The sequence below is a fragment of the Candidatus Bipolaricaulota bacterium genome (assembly GCA_021159055.1).
Taxonomy (GTDB): domain Bacteria; phylum Bipolaricaulota; class Bipolaricaulia; order UBA7950; family UBA9294; genus S016-54.
In genome coordinates, this window is record JAGGSO010000142.1 from 1 (window position 1) to 23,832 (window position 23,832).

General features: G+C 62.4%; 22 protein-coding genes. 15 read left to right on the forward strand and 7 right to left on the reverse strand.

What is annotated here, in order from left to right; all coding sequences use genetic code 11:
- Window positions 1-239 precede the first annotated feature (239 nt).
- The gene (locus tag J7J55_07275) at window positions 240-815 is read left to right on the forward strand and encodes a hypothetical protein (GenBank protein ID MCD6142495.1); all 576 of its coding nucleotides are present in this window, start codon (window positions 240-242) and stop codon (window positions 813-815) included.
- Window positions 816-823: 8 nt separating this feature from the next.
- Here J7J55_07275 and J7J55_07280 read toward each other — a convergent pair whose 3' ends face one another.
- On the reverse strand, window positions 824-1,753 hold the full coding sequence (locus J7J55_07280) for an inorganic phosphate transporter (GenBank protein ID MCD6142496.1): 930 nt from the start codon (window positions 1,751-1,753) through the stop codon (window positions 824-826).
- 99 nt (window positions 1,754-1,852) lie between these two features.
- Here J7J55_07280 and J7J55_07285 point away from each other — a divergent pair, with 99 nt between their 5' ends.
- A complete protein-coding gene (locus J7J55_07285) occupies window positions 1,853-2,794 on the forward strand; it encodes an ABC transporter permease (protein MCD6142497.1) in 942 nt (313 codons plus the stop codon).
- A complete protein-coding gene (locus J7J55_07290) occupies window positions 2,791-3,630 on the forward strand; it encodes an ABC transporter permease (GenBank protein ID MCD6142498.1) in 840 nt (279 codons plus the stop codon). Before J7J55_07285 ends, J7J55_07290 begins: the two co-directional genes overlap by 4 nt.
- Here the strand turns inward: J7J55_07290 and J7J55_07295 are convergent.
- Window positions 3,596-5,104: an ABC transporter substrate-binding protein gene (locus J7J55_07295; protein ID MCD6142499.1), complete on the reverse strand. Its 1,509-nt coding sequence runs from the start codon at window positions 5,102-5,104 to the stop codon at window positions 3,596-3,598. The two genes, J7J55_07290 and J7J55_07295, sit on opposite strands and share 35 nt — an antisense overlap.
- A gap of 31 nt (window positions 5,105-5,135) precedes the next feature.
- Here J7J55_07295 and J7J55_07300 point away from each other — a divergent pair, with 31 nt between their 5' ends.
- From J7J55_07300 to mutT, 4 genes are read left to right on the forward strand one after another with little or no spacing between them, the layout of a single operon-like run.
- Window positions 5,136-6,746 (forward strand): amidohydrolase, encoded by a 1,611-nt coding sequence (locus J7J55_07300; GenBank protein ID MCD6142500.1) that lies wholly within the window; start codon window positions 5,136-5,138, stop codon window positions 6,744-6,746.
- 11 nt (window positions 6,747-6,757) lie between these two features.
- Window positions 6,758-7,882 (forward strand): isocitrate/isopropylmalate dehydrogenase family protein, encoded by a 1,125-nt coding sequence (locus J7J55_07305; protein MCD6142501.1) that lies wholly within the window; start codon window positions 6,758-6,760, stop codon window positions 7,880-7,882.
- Window positions 7,879-9,252: an MmgE/PrpD family protein gene (locus J7J55_07310; GenBank protein ID MCD6142502.1), complete on the forward strand. Its 1,374-nt coding sequence runs from the start codon at window positions 7,879-7,881 to the stop codon at window positions 9,250-9,252. The genes J7J55_07305 and J7J55_07310 overlap by 4 nt, the downstream gene beginning before the upstream one ends.
- Entirely contained in the window at window positions 9,249-9,674 is a 426-nt protein-coding gene (mutT, locus tag J7J55_07315) for an 8-oxo-dGTP diphosphatase MutT (GenBank protein MCD6142503.1), read from the forward strand. The genes J7J55_07310 and mutT overlap by 4 nt, the downstream gene beginning before the upstream one ends.
- Here the strand turns inward: mutT and J7J55_07320 are convergent.
- A complete protein-coding gene (locus J7J55_07320; GenBank protein MCD6142504.1) occupies window positions 9,627-10,232 on the reverse strand; it encodes a hypothetical protein in 606 nt (201 codons plus the stop codon). The genes mutT and J7J55_07320 overlap by 48 nt on opposite strands.
- A gap of 87 nt (window positions 10,233-10,319) precedes the next feature.
- Here J7J55_07320 and J7J55_07325 point away from each other — a divergent pair, with 87 nt between their 5' ends.
- The 3 genes from J7J55_07325 to dgt all read left to right on the forward strand — a co-directional run bounded on the left by J7J55_07325 (window position 10,320) and on the right by dgt (window position 12,903).
- Complete coding sequence (locus tag J7J55_07325; protein ID MCD6142505.1) at window positions 10,320-11,168, forward strand: hypothetical protein; 849 nt, start codon at window positions 10,320-10,322, stop codon at window positions 11,166-11,168.
- Window positions 11,169-11,272: 104 nt separating this feature from the next.
- Window positions 11,273-11,737, forward strand: coding sequence for an SsrA-binding protein SmpB (gene smpB / locus J7J55_07330; GenBank protein ID MCD6142506.1), 465 nt, complete (start codon window positions 11,273-11,275; stop codon window positions 11,735-11,737).
- 29 nt (window positions 11,738-11,766) lie between these two features.
- Complete coding sequence (dgt, locus tag J7J55_07335; GenBank protein MCD6142507.1) at window positions 11,767-12,903, forward strand: dNTP triphosphohydrolase; 1,137 nt, start codon at window positions 11,767-11,769, stop codon at window positions 12,901-12,903.
- Here the strand turns inward: dgt and J7J55_07340 are convergent.
- Together J7J55_07340 and J7J55_07345 are read right to left on the reverse strand one after the other, a co-directional pair.
- Window positions 12,900-14,093, reverse strand: a complete 1,194-nt coding sequence (locus J7J55_07340) for an ABC transporter permease (protein ID MCD6142508.1) — start codon at window positions 14,091-14,093, stop codon at window positions 12,900-12,902. The two genes, dgt and J7J55_07340, sit on opposite strands and share 4 nt — an antisense overlap.
- Window position 14,094: 1 nt before the next feature.
- Window positions 14,095-15,531 (reverse strand): right-handed parallel beta-helix repeat-containing protein, encoded by a 1,437-nt coding sequence (locus tag J7J55_07345; protein MCD6142509.1) that lies wholly within the window; start codon window positions 15,529-15,531, stop codon window positions 14,095-14,097.
- Window positions 15,532-15,685: 154 nt separating this feature from the next.
- On the opposite strand from J7J55_07345, the gene J7J55_07350 reads away from it, so the two are divergent.
- Window positions 15,686-17,632, forward strand: a complete 1,947-nt coding sequence (locus J7J55_07350; protein ID MCD6142510.1) for a tetratricopeptide repeat protein — start codon at window positions 15,686-15,688, stop codon at window positions 17,630-17,632.
- Here the strand turns inward: J7J55_07350 and J7J55_07355 are convergent.
- Complete coding sequence (locus J7J55_07355; GenBank protein ID MCD6142511.1) at window positions 17,629-18,360, reverse strand: ABC transporter ATP-binding protein; 732 nt, start codon at window positions 18,358-18,360, stop codon at window positions 17,629-17,631. The two genes, J7J55_07350 and J7J55_07355, sit on opposite strands and share 4 nt — an antisense overlap.
- An 8-nt stretch (window positions 18,361-18,368) precedes the next feature.
- Complete coding sequence (serS, locus tag J7J55_07360; protein MCD6142512.1) at window positions 18,369-19,628, reverse strand: serine--tRNA ligase; 1,260 nt, start codon at window positions 19,626-19,628, stop codon at window positions 18,369-18,371.
- A 97-nt stretch (window positions 19,629-19,725) separates the two neighbouring features.
- Here serS and J7J55_07365 point away from each other — a divergent pair, with 97 nt between their 5' ends.
- The 4 genes from J7J55_07365 (at window position 19,726) to J7J55_07380 (ending at window position 23,804) form a co-directional block, all read left to right on the forward strand.
- A complete protein-coding gene (locus tag J7J55_07365) occupies window positions 19,726-21,057 on the forward strand; it encodes an alkaline phosphatase family protein (protein ID MCD6142513.1) in 1,332 nt (443 codons plus the stop codon).
- Window positions 21,054-21,902: an MBL fold metallo-hydrolase gene (locus tag J7J55_07370; protein ID MCD6142514.1), complete on the forward strand. Its 849-nt coding sequence runs from the start codon at window positions 21,054-21,056 to the stop codon at window positions 21,900-21,902. Before J7J55_07365 ends, J7J55_07370 begins: the two co-directional genes overlap by 4 nt.
- A gap of 289 nt (window positions 21,903-22,191) precedes the next feature.
- Window positions 22,192-22,824: a DNA repair protein RadC gene (gene radC, locus J7J55_07375; GenBank protein MCD6142515.1), complete on the forward strand. Its 633-nt coding sequence runs from the start codon at window positions 22,192-22,194 to the stop codon at window positions 22,822-22,824.
- Entirely contained in the window at window positions 22,821-23,804 is a 984-nt protein-coding gene (locus J7J55_07380; GenBank protein MCD6142516.1) for a UvrD-helicase domain-containing protein, read from the forward strand. The genes radC and J7J55_07380 overlap by 4 nt, the downstream gene beginning before the upstream one ends.
- Window positions 23,805-23,832 lie beyond the last annotated feature (28 nt).

The following is a 23,832-nucleotide window of genomic DNA, read 5'->3' on the forward strand; positions in this document are numbered from 1 at the left end:
CGCTGCCACCCCCGCAATCCCGGAGGTTACGACCCAGTGCCGTAGTACTTTCGAACCGCGCTCATTCACATAGCAGAGAAGTTCAAACTGGGTGCACCCACAACGGGTTCGAAGAGCTATCCGCCGGGCTTGAGCTCAACTGGTAGGGATCGAAACAAAGACCTCCTGCAAGTGTAGATGAAGGCGACGGTCTCGCGTCCCAACGCGGCCGTCGCCAAAACTATCGGGAGGTGGCTTCGATGAAGAAAGCGCTAATATTGGCGGTTTTGGTCGTAGGATTCCTGGGGGTTGCCGGGATGGCTCAGTGCGGGTGCAGCCAACCACCGGTCCCGCCTCCGGCGCCAAATTCTCCGACGTGTTACACCGCCTACTGGGCAGGTGAGGAGATCCACTTCAAGCTCCACGTGCCGGCGGAGTACTTCTTCACTTCCCCTACTCCTCCCACTCCGCTCATCACCGGGTGGAGGGTGGAGATGCTCGATGGAACGGTCGTGTATCAGGACCTGTTTCCCGACGCTGCCAAGGGGGCGTGGTACGAGATGGTCTGGAATCAGCGCGATATGTCTTGTTCTCCCGTCCCGGCCGGATTCTACCGGATCGTCGTCTCGACCGATTCGGCCGGAGTATATACGGCGATGGTGCGGATCGTCCCACTCCCGCCGTGCCTCGCTCCGTGTGGGTTCTACCCGCGGCTCGTCTCACCATCCTGCACGGCGCCATGCGGGACCCCGTACATACAATTCCTCCCTCAGGAGAGAACGGCCAGAATCTCGATCACGATAACCGTCCCGCTCAACTGCGGCAGTTGCCCGTAGCATTCGGCCTAGATAGCCCGGATGAGGAGGGTGAGACCGAGGGAGAGTCCGGCAGCGATCGTCGGGGTTCCGAGCCAACCGAACAGGATGCGAACAAGGGCGCGGGCGTTGATCGTTCGCGCCCCTTTCACCAATCCGATCCCGACTACCGCTCCGACCACCGCTTGTGACGCCGATACCGGAACCCCGAGGAGGGCGTAGATGTTGAGGGTGATCGATTCTCCCAACACTACGACCAACGCGGCGAACGGGTCAAGGGCGACGAGCCGGCTTCCCACGGTGCGTATCACGTTTCGGCTGAACGTGAGGATCCCAAGCGCAATCGTCGCTGCACCGATGATCGCAGCAGGAAGAGGGGAGAGGAGACCGGCTTTTACGTACACCCCGGTGACGTTGGCCACGTTGTTCGCCCCGTACGAATAGGCGGCATAGGCGGTCACAAGGACGAGTCCGATTCGGACAACACGGATGTGCGTCGCGAGCCGACTGATCCCGTGTCCGGGGTAAAGGGTGATCAGCTTGTACGGGATGTAGGCAGCGACGAGACCGCCGAGCGGAGTAAGGACCCAGGAGACGAAGATCTTTATCAGGGGAGCGACGTTCACCCCGCCGGAGACCAGACCCGCTCCGATGATCGCCCCCACCACCGCCTGCGTCCCGGAGACGGGGAGGCCGAGGAAGGTCATCCCGGCAACCGTGATCCCCGCGGAGAGCATGACGATGAAACTCGATACGAGCGTTTGGGTCCCGATCGCCCCGTAGGTGGCGAACCCACGGCTCCCCACCATCACCGCTCCCAGCACGACGAACCCCGAAGCAATCACTGCAGCGGTCCAGAACCGAAGCGCCCGGCTCTCCACCGCCGGGCCGATCAGGTTGGCAGCGTCATTCGCCCCGAGGGCCCATCCCATGAATCCTCCCGCGATCAGCGTCCACATCTCTCCTCCTCTTTCAATCATTGGATCGAGACTATACTCTATAGTCAAAATCCGGGCCGGTTTCAAGTCCGGTATAATCTCAACGTGAGGGAGGATAAGATGGGAGCGTATCTTCTGCGTCGGGGGATCGGGCTCGGGCTGACGCTGTTTCTGATCTCCGTCGCTGTCTTCCTTGTGATCAACGTGCTCCCCGGCGATCCGGCCCAGGTGGTGCTCGGGATGGAGGCGGATCCCGCTACCTATCAGGCGATGCGAGCCCGGCTCGGGCTCGACCGGCCGATCATGACGCGCTACTTCGACTGGCTCGCGGGAGCGCTCCGCGGCGACCTCGGCCGCTCCCTGCAGCAAGGGATCCCGGTCTCAGAGCTGATCTCGACGAGGATGGAGGTCACCCTCCCGCTCAGCGGCCTCGCCGCCCTCCTGGCGATCGGGGTCTCCATCCCGCTGGGGGTGTTGACCGCTGCACACCACAACCGTATCTGGGATTATGTCGGTCGGTTCATTCTCCAACTCGGGATGATCATCCCTGAGTTCTGGGCCGGGATCATTCTCATCCTCATCTTCTCGGTCCGATTACACGTCCTCCCGGCGGGCGGATTCCCGGGCTGGGAGACAGGAGGGCGCGGGCTCCTCGCTCTTTTCCTTCCCGCAGTCGCTCTCAGCCTTCCCCGGGCCGCTGTCCTCGGACGAACGGTGCGGGGGGCGATGATCGAGATACTGGGAGAGGAATACGTGCAGGCGGCACGGGGAAAGGGATTGCCGGAGCGACGGGTCCTCTACCGCTGTGCCCTGCGAAACGCCCTCCTCCCGGTCGTCACCCTGTCCGGCCTCCTCGGGGCGCAGCTGGTCGCGGGGAGCATCCTGATCGAGAACGTCTTTTCCCTCCCCGGGGTGGGGCGGCTTGCGTTCCAGGCGATCGGGGCGCGTGACCTCCCCCTTGTCCAAGGGACGGTGGTGGTGATCGCGGCGTTGATCGCTGTCCTGAACTTCGGGGTTGATCTCACCTACGGGCTCCTCGATCCGAGGATTCGTTACCGATGAAGCGGATCGATTGGGATCTCACGATCGGAGCCGGGATCACCGCCGTCTTTCTCCTCATCGGCCTCCTCAGCCTCGTCTATACCCCCTACCCGCCGAACGCACAACGAATCGAGATCCGCCTTTCCCCACCGTCGCTCGCCCATCCCCTGGGCACGGACCAGCTCGGACGCGACGTTCTAAGCCGGCTGATGGAGGGAGCGCGCCATTCCCTCGCCGTCGCCCTCACCGCCGTCTTCCTCGGAGCGTGCGCCGGGACCACATTGGGGATGATCGCGGGGTGGTGTCCCGGAATCCTGGATGAGGTTCTAATGCGGACGGTCGATTTCATCATGGGGTTCCCCATCCTCCTGTTCGCCCTCCTGATTGCGGCGGTCCTCGGGCCGGGGATGCGGAACAGTCTGATCGCGATCGCGGTGGCTAACGTCCCAGTGTTTGCCCGGCTCACCCGCGGGAACCTCCTCTCCCTGCGGGAGCGGGAGTTCGTGCTCGCCGCACGGGCGTGTGGGGCGGAGACGGGACGGATCCTGTACGCCCATTTGCTCCCCAACCTCATCTCCCCCCTTCTCATTCAGGGGACGATCAGCCTGGGAACGGCGATCCTTGCCGACGCTGGGTTGAGCTACCTCGGGCTCGGGATACAGCCACCGCATCCATCGTGGGGGAGGATGGTGTACGAGGCGCGCTCGTTCCTCGCGCTCGACCCATGGCTCGCCATCTACCCCGGCCTGGCGATCGCCCTGTCCATCCTCGGGTTCAACCTCCTTGGAGACGGACTGCGGGACCGATTCGACCCCCGCCGCGCTAGGAGGAGGGCCAGGAGAGCTCGGTCACGTTGATGAGGTAGATCGGATACAGGTTGAACCCGCTCAGCCCCTTCTTCAACAGGAATATCTGGTCCGGGTCCTGAATGAAGTAGTTCACGACGTCGCGGGCGATGATCTCTTCGGCTTGCACGTAGATCTTCTTTCTCGCCTCTTCGTCCAGTGTGACCATTCCCCGGGCGAGGAGATCGTCCAGGGTTGGGTTGTCGTAGCCGCGACGGAAATAGTAATCCGGTCGCTCCTTCCCGTAGCCGACCAGCATCAGGCCGGGGTCGAGCTTCCCGATGTGTCCGATCACGGTAAGGTCGTAATCGGCCTGATGGTAGACACGCGACAGCCACTGTCCCCAATCGACCAGCTCGATCTTCGTCTCGATCCCGACCCGCGAGAGCTGATCCGCGATGATCTCCCCGGTACGCACGTGAATCTCGTAATTCTGCGGCAGGGTCAGGGTAGTCGAGAACCCGCCCGGATACCCGGCGGCGGCGAGCAGGGCACGCGCCTTGGCCGGGTCATGGGGATACAGACCGGTCAGATCGACGTAGTACGGGCTCGCCGGGGTGAGGTGGGTCCCGATCGGGGTCCCGTATCCGAACATCGAGCCCTGAATGATCTCATCACGATCGAGGGCGTAGGCGATCGCTTGACGGACGCGCAGGTCGTCGAATGGGGCACGGGCGTTGTTGATCGCCATGATCTGGACCAGGTTTTGGGGCCCGGCGACCGTATCGATCCCGGGGTTGTCCCGCACCCCGAGGGCGATCTCCGCGGGAACGCGAGCGTCGATGTCGACATCCCCGGAGAGGAGGGCGGCGAGCGCGGCGGCGGAATCCGGGATGAACCGGAACGTCACCTCGTCCAGTTGCGGAATCCCCTCGCGGTAGTATCCGGGGAAGCGGGTTAGGGTGAGGTGATCCCCGAGCTTCCACTCCGCGAACTCGAACGGTCCTGTCCCCACGGGATGGCTCTTGATGTCCTGCGGGAGGTCCGCTGGAAGGATCACCGAGTCGCCCAGAGCGAGAAGGGAGAGGAACGCCGCATCGACCCGGGCAAGGTGGAAGACCACGGTGTAGGGATCGGGGGCGGTGATCTCATCGATATCGGTGTAGTACTCGGGGTGGGGATGCCCGTAGTCCTTGTCCCGATCGCGGGTGAAGGTGGCGATCACGTCGCGCGCCGTAAACGGTTCCCCGTTGTGGAACCGCACCCCGCGGCGGAGACGAAAGGTGTAGGTGAGTCCGTCGCGCGCCACCACGAACGACTCCGCCAATGCGGGGACGATCCTGCCGTCCGGGGTTACACGCACCAGTCCTTCGTATACGTTTTGATTGAGGAGCTGATCGATCGCTGCGGCGGCGTTCGTCGTCGGATCGAGGCACGGCGGTTCGTCCGGGACGGCGATCACCACGCTGTTGTCATGGGGAAAAGCGGATAACGAAAGGAGAAGGGCCAACATCAGCCCTCCGATCACGATCAGAGAATTCCGCATTTGTCTCTCCTTGTGTCGCTGGGCTATACTAATGATCGTACGCGAGGAGCCGACAATCAACCCAGCGAAACACCGCCTTCAAGGAGACGATTTGGTCCGGTTCGATCTGGTGATAGTAAACGCCCAGGTGCACACCCTGAGAAAACGGGGTGAAACAGCAACAGCAGTGGGGGTCATCGGCGGCAGGATCGCCCGGGTAGGAAACACCGCGGAGATAAAGCAAGGGATTACACCAACCACCAAGGTGATCGACGCTGGTGGGCGCGTCGTCCTCCCCGGGTTCGTCGATGCGCACACCCACTTCGCCATCATGGGGGTGAGGGAGACCCAGCTGAGCCTGCGGGAGGCGGGATCAAAGGCCGATGTGCTCCGCGCGGTGACGGAGCACGCCGCGGCCCGCGGCAAGGGAGAATGGGTCATCGGCACCGATTGGGACGAGAGCAGATGGAGCGACGATAAGACTTACCTTACCAAGGATGAGCTCGACCGGGCCGCCCCGGAAAACCCGGTCGCGCTGCGCCGGATCGACGGGCATTTGTGGAGCGTGAACTCCCAGGCACTCGAACGCGTCAAGATCGGTTCGGATACCATCGGGTACGAAGAAGCCGACGCCGGGATTCTGAAGGAGCACGCCGGGGACCGACTGGCCGAGGTTATTGCCCCGGACGTCGACGGTTACGTCGCCGGGATTGCGACGGCGGTGAGAAAGGCACATTCCCTCGGGGTGACCTCGGTGCACGACGCCTACGTCGATGGCACGCGGATAAAGGCCTACCGCAGGCTGCACGAGTCCAACGGACTGAACGTGCGGGTGACCATGCTCCCCGGGGTGGAATACCTGGACGAGATGATCGACATCGGTCTGGGACAGGGGTTCGGGGACGAGCGACTCCGGTTGGGACCGGTTAAGATACTGGCCGACGGCTCGATCGGGGCGATGTCCGCGGCGGTAAGCGACGGTTATCGTGACGCGCCGAATAATACCGGCACCCTCACTTGGGATGAGGAAAGGCTGCGGGAGACGGTGGCCAAGGCGCACCTGAACGATATCCAACTTGCGATCCACGCGATCGGAGACCGGGCGATCGGGCTCGTCCTCGATGCTCTGGAACAGGCTGGGGCGGCGGCGAAGGGACTGCGCCACCGGATCGAGCATTTCGAGATGCCCACCTCGGAGCATATCGCGCAAATGGCGCGGTTAGGGGTGGTGGCTTCGATGCAGCCCAATTTCGTGGGAGAATGGGGCCTGCCCGGAGGGATGTACGAGAACCGGCTCGGACGAGAGAGAGCGGTTGAGATGAACCCGTTCGCGCGGCTGGTCGCGGCCGGGGTCCCGCTCGCGTTCGGATCGGACTGCATGCCGTTCGGCCCGCTGTACGGGGTCCACTGGGCGGTGAACGCCCCGCATCCCGGACAAAGGATATCCCCGGAGGAGGCGTTCCGCGCCTACACCTACGGGGGAGCGTACGCCGAGCACGCGGAGGGGGAGAAAGGGACGATCGCTCCAGGGCTTCTCGCCGATCTTGTGATCCTCGACGGCGACCCGTTCCATGACCCGCGACGGATCAACGAGATGGGAGTTGCCGCGACGGTGTTTGCCGGTAAACTGGTGTATCAGACCGATGAGGTGACAATAACGTAAAGGGGGAACCGATGGCAACCTACAAGATCGCTTGGCTTCCCGGAGACGGGGTGGGGAAAGAGGTGCTGGACGCGGCGCGGATCGTCCTCGACAGGGTGGGATTTGACGCCGAGTACATCCACGGCGACATCGGCTGGGAGTTCTGGAAGACGGAGGGGAATCCACTCCCCGAGCGCACAATCGAGCTTCTGAAATCGACGGACGCCTGCCTGTTCGGGGCGATCACCTCCAAGCCGAAGGACGAAGCGGCGGCCGAGCTCGCGCCGGAGCTGCAGGGGAAGGGATACGTGTATTCCAGTCCGATCGTGGCGCTGCGCCAGCTGTTCAACCTGCACACCAACCTGCGGCCGTGCAAGGCCTATCCCGGAAACCCGCTCAACTTCCGCGACGACATCGACCTGGTGATATTCCGCGAGAACACCGAGGGCCTGTACTCCGGGGTGGAGTGGCATCCGGTGCCCGCTGAGGTGCGCAAAGCACTCGAGACCCATCCGAAGATGCAACGGTTCGTCGGGGTGGCAAACGAGGACATGGCAGTATCGACCCGGATATTCACCCGCAAGGCGTGTCAGACGATCGTGCGCGGCGCGTTCGAGTACGCAAGGGAGCACGACTACGGATCGGTGACCGTGGTGGAGAAGCCGAACGTGATCCGCGAGACATCGGGGCTGATGGTGCGCGAGGCGCGGGCGATCGCGCGGGACTATCCCGGAATCGAACTGCGCGAGGCGAACGTGGACGCGATGTGCATGTGGCTTGTGAAGAACCCACAGGACTACGCCGTGCTCGTCTCCTCCAACATGTTCGGGGACATCATCTCCGATCTCGCGGCCCAGCTCGTCGGCGGGCTCGGGTTCGCCGCCGCGGGGAACATCGGGGACGACTACGCGATCTTCGAGCCGACGCACGGGTCCGCCCCCAAGTACGCGGGGATGAACAAGGTGAACCCGATCGCCACCATCCGCGCGGCGAAGATGATGCTCGACTACCTCGGAGAACGCGACAAGGCCGCCGCGATCGAGCGCGCGATCGAGCGCGTGATCAAAGACGGGAAGGTCCGTACCTACGACATGGGCGGGGATGCGACCACGACGCAGATGGCCGAGGCGATCGCCGCCGCGGTCGAGGAGGGATGATGAGCACGATAAGCGAGAGATTGGCAAAGTTCGCGTCCGCGCTCTCCTACGACGCCGTTCCGGAGGATGCCCGGCGGGAAGCTAAGCGGTTCCTGCTCGACTCGATCGGCTGTGCCATCGCTGCGCTCGATCACGCCGACATGCGCCAGGCCCACAGCTACATTCAGAGGCTCGGGGGAAGCGAACAGGCGACGGTGATCGGGCACGGGACACGCACCAACCTCCCGAACGCCGCGCTGATGAACTCGCTTCTCATCCGGGCGATGGACTACAACGACATCTACTGGGTGAACGATCCGTCCCACCCGTCGGACATCATCCCCGCCGCCCTTGCCCCGGCCGAGTTCCGGGGGCTGTCCGGGAAGGAGCTGATCACGGGGATCGTGATCGCCTACGAGCTCGAGATGCGGTTCTGCCACGCCGCCGATCCCGGGATCCGCGAGGTCGGCTGGCATCACGCCTCCCTCACCCAGTTCGTCAGCCCCCTCGTCGCCGGGCGGATGCTCGGGCTGCCCGTGGAGCAGCTCGTCGCCGCCGTCGGGATATCCGGATCGAGCCACTTCACCCTCGGCGGGGTGGTAGCCGGGAAGCTCACCAACATGAAGAACACCGCCGATCCCATGGCTGTCGAGGCCGGGGTGCGCGCCGCCCTGTTGGCGTCGACCGGCTACACCGGCCCGGTCGAGCTGTTTGAGGGGAAAGAGGGGGTATTCGAGGTGATCTCCAACGTGCGCTGGAGCGCGGAGGAGATCACCCGCGGCCTCGGCGAGGAGTTTCTCATCACCAAGTGCGGGTACAAGGCGTTCCCGACTGAGGCCCTCACCCACCAGCCGATCACCGCGGCGCTCGAGCTGATGGCCGAGGAGAAGATCGACCCCCATGCGGTGACCGAGATCGTGGTCAGGACCACCACCCGCGGGGCGGACATCCTGTCCGATCCGTCGAAGTACGACCCACAGACGAAGGAGACGGCTGATCATTCCCTTCCCTACTGCATCGCGGTCGCAATTGCCAAGGGGAACGTCCTCCCGTCCGACTTCACCGAGGAGGCGATCCGCGATCCGTTCGTTCGCAGCTTCCTCCCGAAGATCAAGGTGATCGCCGATCCGGAGATCGACGCGCTGTTTCCCAAGGTGAAGCGGGCGATCGTGACGATAACCACGGCCGACGGACAGAAGTTCGAGAAGACGGAGGACCACGCCAAGGGCCGGGCGGCCCGGCCGATGAGCGATGCCGAGCTGATCGCCAAGTTCCGCGCCAACGCCGACGGGGCGTTTCCACCTGATCGGCTGGACGAGATCATCGATGCAACGATGAACCTCGAGCGATTCGGAGACGTGCGCGAGTTCGTGCAGCTCCTCATCAGATGAAGCATCTCGATGTGGCGGCCGGGATCGTGCGGGATAGGAGCGGTCGGTCGGTCCTGATCACCGCGCGGCGCGAGGCGGATGATCGCGGCGGCGAGTGGGAGTTTCCCGGCGGCACCCGTGAGCCAGGCGAGACGCTCGCGGCGTGCCTCGCCCGCGAGCTGCGCGAAGAGCTGGGGATCGAGGTTCAAGTTGGAAAGGAGCTCGCGCGGGTGGAGCACACCTATCCCGATATCGAGATAACCCTGCACGCGTTCGCGTGCCGTCACCTCGGCGGGGAACCGCGAGCGCTGGGATGCGCTGATTGGAGATGGGTCGAGCCGGAGAAGCTAGCGGAGTACCGGCTCTCTCCGGCCGACCGCGAGTTGTTGCCGCTGTTAGAAGACGATCTCCAACCCGAGCCCGAAGCTGATAAGCCCGTTTAGGTTGTCCGCTTGGAGGAACAAGGAGGCTTGTGGGGAGATGCGGAGACGGAGGCCACCTGCCAGTTGGTGAAGGATCGTCAGCTCGTCCGCGCTGAACGGGACTATCGGCCGGTAGGCAACGAATATCGGGAACACACGCAGATTACTGTTGAACAAAACCTCTCCGAACGCTCCCCATCCGCCTTGAATAAAGGTATACCCCCCACCGAATCCGATCGCGAGGGCGAACGCGTCCGGCTCGTCGAACAGCCCGAACTTCAGATCCCCCTCCGCTCCCAACCAGCCCGGGTTACCCCCGTTCAGGGACATCATTGCTCCGGTGGTGACCCCGAGATCGACATTGTCGGCGAGTCCGATGGTCACCCGCGCCTGGGGCACGAACAACAGGTTTGTATTATCTCCGACTGTAATCTGCATCGCCCCGGTTCCGAGCGTCAGCGCCACGTTCCCCTTGCCGATCGTCTCCGCCGTCTGGAAGATGTTGAAGAAGCATCCCGACAGGAAAAACATCCCACCCAGAAGGATTCCGACTACCAACCACCGTGCCTTCTTTTTCATATCTCCTCCTTTTACGATCACCCTAATGGAAAATCGAACGAGTTACAAGTAAAGTTAGCTCCAACAACCGCTTGGGGAGGGGTGAAAGTGAAGACCTCACTGCTGCTCGCGCTAATTGTGGCCACGTCGGTTTCCGTCCTTGCTGCTTCCTCGGTCGGGGGACTGATATCCCGCGCCGATGCCGCGTTCGCCCGCGGGGAGGGGTTTTCACTCGATAGTTACGAACCAGACCTGCGGGAGGCGATCTCAGCTTACGAACAGGCGCTCGGGCTCATCCCGGAGGACGAGGTGCAGACGCGGGCGTACGTGCTCGATCGACTGGCTCAGGGGTACTTCGAGCTCGGGTTCGCCTACCTATCCACCGATCGCAACGCCCAGGAGGAGGCGTTCAGAAAGGGGAAGGACTACGCACTAGCGAGCCTCCGGCTCGATCCGAAGTTCGTGAAGACAGAGCAGGAGAGCTTCCGCGCCGCCATCTCCGGGGCGACGGACGTCGCCGCCTTGTTCTGGTACGGAAACAACCTTGGTTCTTATCTGAATTTCCACTTCATGGCCGCCCTCTCCGGCGGGATGAATGATGTACGCGCCGCGTTTGCCCGGGCGATCGAACTCGACGAGTCGTACATCGGCGGTGGCCCGTGGCGGGCGCTCGGTTCGTTCCTGGCCAAGGTCCCGAGCTTCCTCGGCGGGGACAGGGAGAAGGCGAAGGAGGCGTTCGCTCGTGCGATCGAGCTTGGGCCGGACTTCCTGGAAAATTACGTCGACGCCGCCGAGTACGTCTACAAACAAGGTGAAGAATGGGACAAGTTCTGTGCCAATCTACGTGAAGCTATCACCCGGGGGAAGGATCCGAAGGTCATGGCGGCCTGGCCGCTCTACAACGCCCTCGCCCTCAAGCGAGCGGAAAGCTTGATCAACGACAAGAAATGCCAATGATCGCGACCAGGCGCATTCGTCTTTTCGCGTATAACCTTCGCAGAGCGGCGAAACCCAAATACGCCCTTGTCCGCAGTGGCGGTTTCGGATAGGCTCTAGCCGCTATGGTCAACCAGGTGGCGACAAACCGCAAAGCACGGCACAACTACACGATCGAGGAGACGTTCGAGGCCGGGATCGTCCTTGTCGGATCCGAGGTGAAGAGCCTCCGCCAGGGGAACTGCTCCCTTGAGGACGGCTACGCTGTGATAAAGGACGGCGAGGTGATCCTGCGCGGGGTGCACATCGCCCCGTACAAGCAGGCCTCGATCTACAACGTCGATCCGGACCGCGATCGACGCCTCCTCCTTCACCGTCGCGAGATCGCCCGCCTGGTGGGGAAGGTGAAGGAGCGTGGCTACACCCTCGTCCCGTTACGGATCTACTTCAAGCGCGGCTACGCCAAGGTCGAGCTCGGCCTCGGACGAGGGAAGAAGCTCTACGACAAGCGGCGCAAGCTGCGCGAGGAGGACGAGCGCCGCCGCACCGACGAGGCACTCAAGCGCTACGCACGGGGGCAACGGGTATGAACGCCCGGGAGGAACTAGAGCGAAAGGAGCTGCGCGACCTCGCCCCGTACGCCACCCGCAGTGTTGAGACACGGGGAAGGGAGTACCCGATCGAGCCTGATCCAATCCGCACTGCGTTCCAGCGCGACCGTGACCGCATCATCCACTCCAAGGCGTTCCGCCGGTTGGAGTACAAGACCCAGGTGTTCGTCAATCACGAGGGGGACCACTACCGCACCCGACTCACCCATTCCCTGGAGGTGTGGCAGATCGGGGAGACGATCGCGACCGCACTCGGGCTGAACTCCGATCTCACCGCGGCGATCGCCCTCGGCCACGATCTCGGGCACACCCCGTTCGGCCATTCCGGGGAGGACGCGCTCGACGCCCTCCTTCCCGGCGGGTTCCGCCATTACGAGCATGGAGTGCGGGTGGTGGAAGAATTGGAAGACGCGTATTCCTATCGCGGCATCCGCGGGTTGAACCTGACTTTCGAGGTGCGGGAGGGGACCCTGAAGCACGTGGTGTGGAAGACGCAGCTCGATCCGAACCGGTTTCCCCACCTCGAACCGACGGTGATGCCGACGCTCGAGGGGCAGGTGATCAACATTGCCGATCCGACGGCGTTTATCTCCCACGACCTCGACGACGGGCTCCGCGCCGGGATCCTGGATCCCGATGGACTGAGGTCTCTCGGGATCTACAAAGTCCTTGGTAACGGGAAGGACGGCCAGCCGTGGACGAAGCGGGTGATCCCGTATCTAGTGAACGACGTGATCGAGACCACACGAAAGCGGCTACGAGACCTGGGGATAGGATCACCGGAGGATGTGCGGCGGATTCCGGAACTCATCGTCGATTTCTCCGAGAAGGCGAAGGCGTTGCGCGATGAGCTCCTCGCTTATCTGTTCGAACACTTCTATGAGACCTCTCAGGTACGGCGGATGCGCAAGCAGGGGATGCGGGTGATCGAGGCGCTGTTCACTGCGTTCCTCGAGGATTGGAAGCTCCTCCCCCGTGAGACGGTCGCCCCGGTCCGCGATCAGTTGATCGCCACTGCGGATGACAGGGAGGCCCAACTCGAGATCCTCCGCCCCCTCGTGCGGGATTACATCGCGGGGATGACGGATCGATTCGCGTACCGTACCTACGCCGAGATCATCGGCCCGCCGCCGGTCGTCCTCTAGCTGCGGAACAGGATCGTCTCGCGCTTAAACAGTCGGATCGAGACGGCGATCAGGAACGCGCCGCAGGCGATGTTCGCCGCGAGGGTGTAGATCAGGTGCTGAAGCTGCGGTTCGTTCATGATGATCTCCTGCAGGGCGTAGAGGGCGTTCGCCACCGGGATGAGGAACCGCGCCCCGGCGAAGCTCACTCCGCCGGTCATCGACACGATCCCCACGAGGACGATCACCATGTAGATCGGCATCAGGTAGGCGCTTGCCTCCTTTTGGTTGCGGGCGTAGCTCCCCACGATGATCACCAGCGCAGCGAGGATCACGGCAAGGGGGAGGAGGACGCCGAGGATCCAGGCGAAGTCACCCATTCCCAGGGAGAAGGAGGCGTGCGTCCCGAGTGGGGCGAGCCCGCCCCCGAAGAACCGCACCCCGATCAGGAGCCCGACTGCGGATAGGATCGATGAGACGAGCGAGACCGTGAGGACGGCGAAGAACTTGCCGAGGACGATCTCGGTGCGCGACAGCTGGCTTACGAGGAGGGTGGCGATCGTCCCGCGCTCCTTCTCTCCCGCGGTGATCTCCGCCCCCAGGCCCATCGCCCCGGTCAGGATCGCCAGCACCATGAAGTACGGCAGAAGCCGACTCAGGATCATCCGCCCCACCGACTCGCTCGTTCCGGTATTCTGCACCGTCACCTTGAGCGGGGGGGATATCTCGTCGTAGTTCAAGCCGAGGGCGGTGAGTTTTTCCCGCAACACGTCCTTCAGATAGCTCTGGAGGAATTCCCGCACCCGCTCCGCCGCGTACATTGCCGCCTGGTCGCTCTGGTCGTAGTACAGGGTGACGTCGAGCCCGAGCCCCTGTCCGCCCGTGGTCTTGTCCACCACCATCATGAGCGGCCCGAGCTTGGCATCAAGGTCGGCGCGCCCCTGCGACACGTCCGTCTCGTAGAACGGGGTGAACTCAGTTGCAGCCTGAAGGCGGGCGGAGAACGTCGGGTCGTCGGCCCGATCGACCACGATCACGGTGGGGATCGTCTCCACGATCCGGCGCTGCTCGGCGGCGGTGAAGTGCCCCATCACCCCCACGATGAGGGGGTAAAACAAGAGGGGAAAGAAGACGGTCAAGAACAGGGTCCGCCTGTCCCTGACCGCCCCGGTTATCTCCTTGGCAAACAGGAGGCGTATGTTATTCCACATATCACCCAGCCGGAGGGGTCTGGACCGTCTCTCCGCCCGTCTGGGCCGGAGCCGGAATCACGGCCGGGGGAGGAGTGACCGTCACGCTCGATGTCTCAACCGGTTGGCTTGGTGCCGGCTCGGATTGAGGCACGGTGGTGGCTACGGACTCCGCTGGCGGGGCGGAGGAGGACGCCCCGGGAGCCGTTCCCCGCCCGGTGGTGGAGGGAGCGGTGTCATCCTTGTACACGGTTACAGTCTGGGGCTCCTCCGTCACCCCGGAGGCGTTCCGGCTGTAGAAACTGATCGTATGGGGACCGTCCATCCCACGCACGTGAAACGGGCCGGAGTACTCCCGCCACGGACCACCGTCGATCGCAAAGTAAGTCCGGGTACGTCCGAAGGTCGACTTTGAGCTCAAAGTAAGGATCACCGGCGTCCGGGAGGTGAGCCACTGCCCGGTCGCGTCGGAATAGCTCGGAGTGCCGTAGGAAATGGTGGTCTCAGGCGCATGGTTGTCGAGGAGGAAGGTCAGGGTTTGGACCGGTTCGGCGTTTCCCAGATGATCGACCGCGTAGTAGGAAACCTTGTACACCCCGTCCTCTCCGCTGAGGTTGAACGGACCGGAGTACTCCTGCCATTCCCCGTTGTTGATCGAATAGAGGATCTTCGCCACTCCGCTCCCCGGATCTTTGGCCTCGAGGGTGATCGGGATGGCAGAGTCGACCACGAGGTACCCCTGCGGCGAGCGCGGCAGGCTGGTGGTCATCCCCCGAGCCGGGGTGAAGTGCGTCGCCTCCACCGGCGGGCGCATCAGCGGGTAGGGATCGAACACGATCCCGTAGGGAGTATCACCGATTCCATCCCCGTTCTCGTCGGTTCCGGTGTAATCGCTCCAGTAGTTTCCCGTCGTATCTGAGTACCACGCGCTCTTGCGCGGGACGTCGCGGGCGGCGATCCCGTTGTTCACGAATGAATTCCCGTAGATCACGGCATCACGCGAGTCGGCGTCAAGGACGATCCCGTAATTGTTGGCGGAAAGGACCGTTCCGGTGATCGTGATCCCGCGCGCATTGAGAAGGTGGATCCCGATTCCGTTTATGTTGAGCTCACAGCCCTCGATGCGGCCGTTCTTGACCGAGTTCAGGTAGATACCGGCATTTCGGGCCCGTTCGACAACACAGCCCCGGATCACGAAGTAGCTCGTAGTGTGATCGATGTAGATCCCGTAGTCAGCGTTTGCGGCGTCGATCGACCAACCGGATATCACGTACGGATCATCCGCGGTTCCACTCCCGCCCGTGACCCCGTTCGCCGTGGTGAACTCGTCGTCGCTTCCGATGTAAATCGGGGCGTGATTGCCCCACCACAAATAACCTCCTGACTCCCCCCCCATCAGGACGACCGAAGTGACCCCCACCACCAGGACGGCCACTACTAACGCGATCTTCCTGCCCATTGTTCCCTCCTTAGCATGATATCCAACATTTTCAGGATACCACTTTTTCCTGCAAAAGGAAAGTGCCCCACCGCAGTAGCAGCGGGGGAATGGATGAACTATACTACCTCCGTAGAGGATAAACGTGCGAGCGTGCATCAAGGAGAGAGTCTACATGAAGCGAGAGTTTTCTGAGCAGGACCCATTCACGCGGTTCCTGATCCACAATCCTGCCCGCGGGCGGAAGGTGATGGCCCTCAATCGAGCCGGGCGGAAGTTGCTCGCTGCAGGGCGGCGCGAAGAAGCGGAGGCCAAGTTTCGTGCAGCATTGAAGATCTGCGAATACGCCATCCCCGCCCTCAACAATCTTGCCCTGTGCGCGCAGGCAAAGGGCGATCCCCAGCTTGCCATCCGCACGGCAAACCGAGTGCTGGAGTACATCCCTGATAACATCTTCGCCCACTGTACGCTCGCGGAATGCTACGCCGAGCTGGGGAAGGAGCAACAGGCGGAGCGGCACATGCGGCGGGCGCTTAGCTCCGCCGGTGACACTGACTTCACCCTGGATAAGCTGGAAAAAATAATCGAAGCGCTGGCATTTCTCGGATGGGACGAGGAGCTGTACGACCTTTACCTCGCTTATCATGACCTCACGGAGCTCGATGCGCTGAGTTGGCTCCACTTCGGGGTAGCACTCGCCAACCGAGATGCGGAGGAGGAAGCGCTTCTCGTGTGGGACCGAGCGCAGGACGAGCTCGGGATCGCCGGGGTGTACTACGAGAGCTTGGAACTGGTGCGGAATGGAAAAGCACCGCGGTTCCGGTTTCCGTACTGGAGGAACGACCTGCTGAACAAGGAAGTGAACAGCTTCGATGAACTGGGAGAGGTAGCAAAACCGCTTTTGGTCGTCACGGTTTGGAACGGGGAGACGGATGAGATGAGGAGTCAAGCAGTGGCAGCGCTTGGAAGATTTAACGATCCATGGGCCGAGTCATTCCTCAGGCACATCCTCATCCAGCCGGAGCTGCCCGATTCCCTGAAGCTGGAGGCGGCGGGCGCCCTCGTCGAGCGGGGCGCCATCAAAGTGGGCGATACGGTGGAGATGCATATCAATGGCAAGAAGCGACGAGTCGTCCTCAACGAAGCATCCATCCCGTCCTCGCCACCACCGGCGGCGATGGAGGAGTTCAATCGCGGGTTGGCCCATGCCGAGGACGGTCAGATGGAAGAGGCGGAAGCGGCGTTCCGACGGGCGATCGAGATCGCACCGTACTTCGCCCCGGCGGTGATCGAGCTGGCCAACATCCTGCGCGACTCCGGCCGCGTGGAGGAGGCCGAGGAGATCGTACGCCAGGCGCTCGCGGTAGACGAGGACGTATTCCTCCTCATTTATCTTGCCCAACTTTACCTGGCCAAGAAAGACTGTGCCGCCGCGCACGAGGTGATCTCCCGTGTGCCCGCGGATGAATTGGCGGAGGCGAACGACTCGGTTTACATAGTGTATCTCGTGGCGCGAATACGGATCGCGCTGGAGGAAGAAGACTTCGAGACCGCACGCAAGTATTCGGCACAGCTCCTCGCCATCGCCCCGGATCACGAAGAGGTTGCGGCTCTACTGGAATGGTTGAGGATAGCGGAGGATTGGTCCAGCTGGGATGAGGAACTGGTGCAGCGCCGCTGGAGGCGGTATCTCAATCGCCCCGTATCTCCGGACATGGACCTTCGGACCGCCCTCGGGACGCTGACGAAGGATAACCTGATGGGGACGGCACGCTCCTACGGGATCCGGTACAGCGGAATGCGCAAGGGTGAGCTACAAGCCGCCATCGGTGATTACATCATGGCGCACGTGGAGGAGATCGCGGCTGGCCTCTCCCCTGAGGAGCGGGAGGTCGTTTCCCACGTGATCGCGGCGGGCGGGAGCTCCCCGCTTTCCCCCTTGGTCGAACGATACGGCGATTTCTCCGCTGAGTTCGAATGGCGGTACGAGGAGCCGCGCACCTGCCTCGGGCGGATTCAATCCCGCGGTATTCTGTTCGTAGGGACAGCGGAAGACGGTCAGATCGCGTTCGTCCCCTCCGATCTGCGCCCCCGGCTCCAGAAGGCGTTGGAGAAGGGCTAATCGCTCTCCACTGCGGCGAAGAACACCTCTTCTAGGTCCGGTGCTGCGAATCGTGCCTTGAGTTCGTCCAGAGTGCCGAGCGCGTGCAGCCTCCCCCGGTACAGGATCCCGATCCGATCGCACAGCTTCTCCGCGATCCGCATGATGTGGGTGGAGAGGATGATCGTCCGTCCCTGCTCCTTGAGCATCCGGATCGCATCGACCACGGCGCGGGCGGCCATCACGTCGAGGCCGAAGGTCGGCTCATCGAGGATGAGGACCGGCGGATCGTGGATCAATGCGCGGGCGAGCGACAGCTTCTGGCGCTCCCCGGTGGAGAACGTCCCCACCCGCCGGTCGGCGAGCGGTGTCAGCTCGAGCATCGCGAACAGCTCGTTGCTCCTTTCGTCGATCTCCTGATCGGAGAGGCGGTTGATCCTCCCGAAGAAGCGGAGGGTCTCCCGCGCGGTGAACCGATCGTAGAGCCCGGTCTCGGTGGCGAGGAACCCGATGTTCTTTCGCACCTCGTCCGGCTGGGTCCGCACATCGAATCCGGCGACCGCCGCGCTCCCGGAGGTCGGGGTGAGGATGGTGGAGAGCATGCGCAGGGTGGTCGTCTTCCCGGCTCCGTTCGGCCCGAGCAGCCCGAAGATCTCGCCGCGTTCGCAGGAGAACGTGATCCCATCCACCGCCCGCACCTCTCCTTTGCGCGATGGAAAGACCTTGGTGAGCTCCTGCGCGGCGACCATCACCTCGTTCACAGGTACTCCGCCCCCACCGCTTCCTGCAGTACCTCCGGAATCTTGATCCGTCCGTCGGGAAGCTGGTTGTTCTCCAGGATCGCTGCCATCAGTCGCGAAGTGGCAACTCCGGAGCCGTTCAGGGTGTGCACGTAGCGTGGTTTCTCCTTCGGGGCCGGGCGGTAGCGGACCTTCCCCCGCCGCGCTTGGAACTCCTCGCAGTTGCTGCACGATGAGACCTCGTAGTAGCGGCCCTGCCCCGGGAGATAGACCTCGATGTCGATCGTCTTGCTCGACTGCTGCGCCAGGTCCTGGGTGGGGAGGATCACGACCCGGTAGTGGACTCCAAGGGCCTGCAGCACCCCCTCCGCCTCCTGGACAAGGGCATCCAGTTCCTGATACGAGGTCTCCGGGGTCGTGTACTTGAACAGCTCCACCTTGTTGAACTGGTGCACCCGGATCAGCCCTCGCTCCTCCTCGCCGTAGGTCCCGGCCTCGCGGCGGAAGCACGGGGTGTAGGCGACGTAGTTCTTCGGGAGCTCGTCCGCGGACAGGATCTCGCCCCGGTGGAGGTTGGCGAGCAGGCTCTCCGCGGTCGGGTTCAGGTAGAGGTCGTCCTTCTCGCAGTGGTAGATCTGGTCGGCGAACTTCGGCAGCTGCGACGAGACGTAGAAGCTCTCCGCGTTGGCGAGGAACGGGGGAAAGACCGGGGTGTAGCCGTTCCTGACGTGGAACATGAACATGAACTGGATCAGCGCCATCTCGAGCACCGCTCCCATCCCGATGTACATCGGGAACCGCGCCCCGGCGATCATCGCCGCGCGGCGGAAGTCGAGGATCCCCTTTTCCTCCCCGATCTCGAGGTGGTGCTTGACAGGGAAGTCGAACTCCGGCCGCGCGCCGAACGAGCGGACCACAACCTTCTCCTCCTTCTTCCCCACCGGGACGGACGGATGAGGGAGGTTGGGGAGCCGGGCGAGGAGATCGTTTATCCGCGGCTCGATCTCCTTCAATTCCCTCTCATAGGCATCGATCCGTTCAGCAAGCTCCCCGAGCCTCTCAAGGAGAGCGGAGGCGTCCTTCCCCTCCTTCTTCAGCCGCCCCACCTCCTGCGAGCCGCGATTCCGTTCCGCCTTCAGGTCCTCGACCTCCCGGATCAGCTCGAGGCGGCGGCGATCAAGGGCGATGATCTCCGAGATGTCGATCTCCGGGTTCCGGTCCTTCAGCCGCTTTGCGATCCCTTCCGGGTCGTCGCGCAAAAGTCTTATGTCGAGCATTCAGTTCGCCTCCATGGGCTAGAATTCTAGGGGAAAGGTTCTTCGCAAGCAATAGCGGTTTAACCTCGATCCAATCCCGGATATAATCTGCCACATCGTGTTCGGAAGGAAAAGGAATAAGCGTCTGTTCGTCCTCAGCCTGGATGGGGTGCCGTTCTCGTTCCTGCGGGCGGGGATCGCCGCCGGGCGGTTCCCGAACATCGCGGGGTTGGGAACCCCGGTTCGGATGGATTCTGTCCTTCCCCCGATCTCATCGGTCGCCTGGGCAAGCTTCTCCACCGGGGTGAATCCAGGCGGGCACGGGATATTCGGGTTCGTCGACCGCGACCCCCGGAGCATGGCCTTCAAGCTCCCGAGCGCCCGTGACCTCCTCGTCCCGACCCTGTGGACACGGCTCAACGCGGCGGGGAAGCGGGCGATCGTGATGAACGTCCCGCTGACCTACCCGCCACAGGAGATCGACGGAATCATGATCTCCGGCTTCCTGTGCACTGACCTCTCTCGTGGGGTGCGGCCAGCGAAGCTCCTCCCCCGGTTGCGTTCCCTCGACTACCGGATCGACCCCGATCCGAATCTGGGGATGACCGACCGTGCTCGCTACCTGGAGGAGATCTTTGCGACGCTTGCGGCCCGCCGCCGCGCCGTGTTCGAACTGATGAACGAAGAGTGGGACTTCTTCATGGTGCACGTGATGATGACCGATCGGATCAACCACTTCTTCTGGGCGGACGGGGAGGAACCCGCAGCCGAGTTTCACTCCGAATTCTGGGAGTTCTACTCCCAAGTCGACCGGTTCGCAGGGGAGGTGGCGGACCGCCTCCCGGGCGACACCGAGCTTTTCCTCCTCTCCGACCATGGGTTCTGCCGGCTGCGGGAGGAGGTCGATCTGAACGCCTACCTGGCCGAAGGCGGGTTCCTCCAGTTCAAGAAGAGCGGGGAGGGGCTTACCCGGATCGATCCAAAATCCCGTGCCTACTCCCTCCTCCCCGGGCGGATCTACGTCAACCTGCAGGGGCGGGAGGGGATCGGATCGGTCAAGGAGAGGGACTACGATCGCGTGCGGGACGATCTCATCTCCTTCCTTGAAGAGCTCGAAGATGCCGCAGGGAACCGGGTGATCGCCCGGAGCTACCGCCGGGAGGAGGTCTACCGCGGGGCGGCGTTCGACCGCGCGCCCGATTTGGTCGTCCTCCCCGAAGACGGCTACGATCTCAAGGCGAGGTTTTCTCCTGGGAAAGTGTTTGCCGCGGAACAGGGAAGGACCGGGATGCACACCTACCCAGACGCGTTCGCGCTCCTGCGTGGCAAGGAACTGACAGACGGGGGGTCGATCCTCGACATTCCGCCGACGATCCTCGACCTCCTTGGGGTGCCGGTCCCGAAGGAGCTCGAGGGGCGCGTTCTCCTGGCGGAGGGAGCGAAGCGATGAGGCTTTTGATCTACTCCAAGGCGCTTTACTCGACGTTCGTCTACTACAGTCCGGACCGGATCCTGTTCGACGCCGGGGAGGGGGTGAGCTCGATCCTGGCGAACAAGGCGTTCGCCATCAAGCGGGTCTTCCTCTCCCACGGCCATGCCGATCACATCGCCGGGCTGGTCGGGCTCGTCAACATCCGGAACAACGCGATGGGGGACAAGGAGAAGGAGCTCACGATCTACTATCCAAAGGGGAATTACCTCATCTCGGAGATGATCAACTTCCTCTCCCGCACCAACCGGAGGCTGAGCTACACCCTGGAATGGGTCCCGCTCGAGCCCGGAGACCGGGTCGAACTCCTCCAGGGCCAGATGCCCCGCTACATCGAGGCGTTCCCCACCGTGCACGTCCCGAACGAGATCTCGCTCGGGTACAACATCGTCGAGGTGCGCCACCGGCTCCGCCCGGAGCTCGCCGGTGCCACTCAGGAGGAGATCGTGCGCATTGTGCGGGAGAAGGGGAGGGAGGCGGTGAGCGAGCACTACGAGCAGCGCCTGTTCTCCTACGGCGGGGACTCCGTCCCGATCAAGCCGGCGTACGTGCAGGGGACCGAGGTCCTGTGCCACGACACCACCTTCCTCGACGAACGCGATCGCAAGGAGTACAAGCACGCCACGTTGAAGGAGGCGATCGAGGTCGCCCGTGCAGCAGGAGTGCAGAAGGAGCTCATCTGCCTGCACATCTCCAGCCGGTACAAGGGGAAGCTGAAGGAGATCAGCGCGGCGAGCGGTTATTACGACGGGCTCGACTTCAAGGTCGTGCTCGTCCCGCCCGGGCGGATATTCACCATGGAGTAAACCTCCCCGCCCAAAGGACGAGGCATTCAAGATCTGCTCTCGTAAAAGATGAGAGCGCAATCCCTCCACCCAGGCCCTATAACCTTCAGCGATTTCAAATTTGTAACCGCAGAAGACGGGTTTAAGTATTGTTCCGAGAAAGGGAAAGAATTAAACTTATCCAGCGTGTGAAGGATGTTTGCCGAGAGCCGATAATCGAAGGAACGCAAGAGTGAGGTGAAAGCGGATTAAATTGGAGTCCAAGAATCCTCACTATTTAGGGCATCGCAAACGACTTCGTGAAAGGTTCTTGAAGACCGGATTCGCTGGTTTTGCGGATCACGAGATCGTTGAACTGCTGTTGACACTTGCCATACCGAGAAGAGACGTCAAACAACCGGCAAAGGAGCTCCTCCGCCGGTTTGGGAGCCTGCGGGGAATACTGGATGCGCCGCTCGATGAGCTGCGAAAGGTAAAGGGGATCGGCGAGGTCGCGCCGGTGGCGCTGCGGATTATCCGCGAGGCGGCGGTTCTCTACTTGCAGCAGAAGGCGGAGACGGCCGGTTCGATGGCCGATCCGGCGTATCTGTATGATTTTTGGCGCGCCCGGTTAGGTGGTCTGCGCAACGAGGTGTTCGAGGTGGCTTATCTGGATTCCAGCGCGCGGCTCCTCAGGGACGGGATCGAACGCCTGGAGACGGGCACCGTCGACCGGGCGAACGTGTATCCGCGTAAGGTTATGGAGGCGGCTTTGCGCAAGGGTGCGGCCGCCCTTGTCTTCGCTCACAACCACCCAGGCGGCGATGTGACGCCTTCCGAACAGGACAAATTAATCACCGAAGCCCTTGTGCTTGCGGCCACTACTCTGAATATCGATGTTCTGGATCATCTCATCGTCTCTGCCGACGAGGTGTTCAGCTTCCGCAAGGAGGGACTGCTGTGACGGGAGTTGCAGACCCTATCCTGCGAGCATTCCCGTCCCTCAATGATGCACAGAAAGAGGCCATCAGCCACACGGAAGGGCCGGTACTGATCATCGCCGGGCCTGGATCCGGCAAAACCCTGGTGCTGATCCTCCGAACCATGAACCTGCTCCTTCAAGGCCTGGCCGAACCTTCCCAGATCATGCTCTGTACGTTCACCGAGAAGGCGGCGTTCGAGCTGCGGGACCGCCTTTCCCTCACCGCGAAGAAACTTGGTTATACCGGGGACCTTTCCACCCTTCTGGTGGGAACGATCCACAGCATCGCCAATGAGTTCCTCCTTCACTATCGGCACTACACGCCCCTGGGGAATAACTACGAAGTGCTCGATGATCTCACACAGCTCCTGTTCATCTACGAGCACTTCGATGAGATCATTGGATCGGAGGAGAACGGGCGCTATCTCAGACACTGGACGTCCCGCTGGGCCGCGATTAAACGGGCGAGGGACTACTTCAACAAGATCACCGAGGAATTGGTCGCCCCGCACAAGCTACAGACTTCCACCGATCCTTTCGTAAGCGTGCTGGGCCGTGCGTATATCTCCTACCGGGATCTACTGGTTGAGAAGAATCGCATCGATTTTCCCCATCAACAGAAGCTCTTCCTCGATCTGCTCGATCATCCTGAGGCAGGGCCGACGATTCGCAACCAGATTCATTACCTCATGGTCGACGAATACCAGGATTCCAACTACATCCAGGAGCGGCTTTATCTAAGCCTGATGGGGAAAAGCGGGAACGTTTGCGTCGTCGGTGATGACGATCAATCGCTGTATCGATTTCGCGGGGCTACCGTGCGCAACATCCTTGAGTTTCCAGAGCGGTTTTCTCCCTGCTATATCTCCCCGCCTCTGTCGATCAACTATCGTTCCCATCGCGACATCATCTCTGCCTACAACAACAGCATGGACGCAAGCGCTAGGAGCAACACGTCTTGAGGTCCCCCAATTCATTTCGACTTACCAT

Bases quoted from the DNA above. Each gene is read 5' to 3' on its own strand.
- J7J55_07340 (MCD6142508.1), bottom strand. From the start codon at position 14,093: ATGTGGAATAACATACGCCTCCTGTTTGCCAAGGAGATAACCGGGGCG.
- J7J55_07300 (MCD6142500.1), top strand. From the start codon at position 5,136: ATGATCGTACGCGAGGAGCCGACAATCAACCCAGCGAAACACCGCCTT.
- J7J55_07285 (MCD6142497.1), top strand. From the start codon at position 1,853: ATGGGAGCGTATCTTCTGCGTCGGGGGATCGGGCTCGGGCTGACGCTG.
- J7J55_07350 (MCD6142510.1), top strand. From the start codon at position 15,686: ATGAAGCGAGAGTTTTCTGAGCAGGACCCATTCACGCGGTTCCTGATC.
- J7J55_07295 (MCD6142499.1), bottom strand. From the start codon at position 5,104: ATGCGGAATTCTCTGATCGTGATCGGAGGGCTGATGTTGGCCCTTCTC.
- J7J55_07290 (MCD6142498.1), top strand. From the start codon at position 2,791: ATGAAGCGGATCGATTGGGATCTCACGATCGGAGCCGGGATCACCGCC.
- J7J55_07370 (MCD6142514.1), top strand. From the start codon at position 21,054: ATGAGGCTTTTGATCTACTCCAAGGCGCTTTACTCGACGTTCGTCTAC.
- J7J55_07345 (MCD6142509.1), bottom strand. From the start codon at position 15,531: ATGGGCAGGAAGATCGCGTTAGTAGTGGCCGTCCTGGTGGTGGGGGTC.
- J7J55_07305 (MCD6142501.1), top strand. From the start codon at position 6,758: ATGGCAACCTACAAGATCGCTTGGCTTCCCGGAGACGGGGTGGGGAAA.
- serS (MCD6142512.1), bottom strand. From the start codon at position 19,628: ATGCTCGACATAAGACTTTTGCGCGACGACCCGGAAGGGATCGCAAAG.
- J7J55_07275 (MCD6142495.1), top strand. From the start codon at position 240: ATGAAGAAAGCGCTAATATTGGCGGTTTTGGTCGTAGGATTCCTGGGG.
- J7J55_07280 (MCD6142496.1), bottom strand. From the start codon at position 1,753: ATGTGGACGCTGATCGCGGGAGGATTCATGGGATGGGCCCTCGGGGCG.
- smpB (MCD6142506.1), top strand. From the start codon at position 11,273: ATGGTCAACCAGGTGGCGACAAACCGCAAAGCACGGCACAACTACACG.
- mutT (MCD6142503.1), top strand. From the start codon at position 9,249: ATGAAGCATCTCGATGTGGCGGCCGGGATCGTGCGGGATAGGAGCGGT.
- J7J55_07310 (MCD6142502.1), top strand. From the start codon at position 7,879: ATGATGAGCACGATAAGCGAGAGATTGGCAAAGTTCGCGTCCGCGCTC.
- J7J55_07355 (MCD6142511.1), bottom strand. From the start codon at position 18,360: ATGGTCGCCGCGCAGGAGCTCACCAAGGTCTTTCCATCGCGCAAAGGA.
- J7J55_07320 (MCD6142504.1), bottom strand. From the start codon at position 10,232: ATGAAAAAGAAGGCACGGTGGTTGGTAGTCGGAATCCTTCTGGGTGGG.